The sequence below is a fragment of the Vibrio sp. S9_S30 genome (assembly GCF_014694455.1).
GTDB lineage: Bacteria > Pseudomonadota > Gammaproteobacteria > Enterobacterales > Vibrionaceae > Vibrio.
The window spans coordinates 1-205 of sequence record NZ_JAAUWT010000255.1 but is presented as its reverse complement, the minus strand read 5'-3'; the positions used below and the strand labels follow the sequence as shown (position 1 = coordinate 205).

1 protein-coding gene is annotated in these 205 nt (G+C 62.4%); it reads left to right on the top strand.

Annotation, left to right across the window (positions count from 1 at the left end; genetic code table 11):
* Position 1 precedes the first annotated feature (1 nt).
* Positions 2–205: Ig-like domain-containing protein (locus HC752_RS25570; protein ID WP_342029509.1), on the top strand; the 204-nt coding region annotated here is incomplete at its 3' end.

The window sequence follows — 205 nt, the reverse complement described above, 5'->3', positions numbered from 1 at the left end:
CGTGGCGTCAACGGATGAGGCGGGCAACACAGTCGACAGCACCGCGACCTCCACGCATACGGTGGATAAGACAGCGGATGCGGGCGTCGTCACGGTGGCGTCAATCACCGCCGATGACGTGATCAACCAAGCCGAAAGCGGCGAGACCATCGCGGTGAGCGGTACGGCGACAGGTGGCGATATCGCAGAAGGCGATAAAGTGACC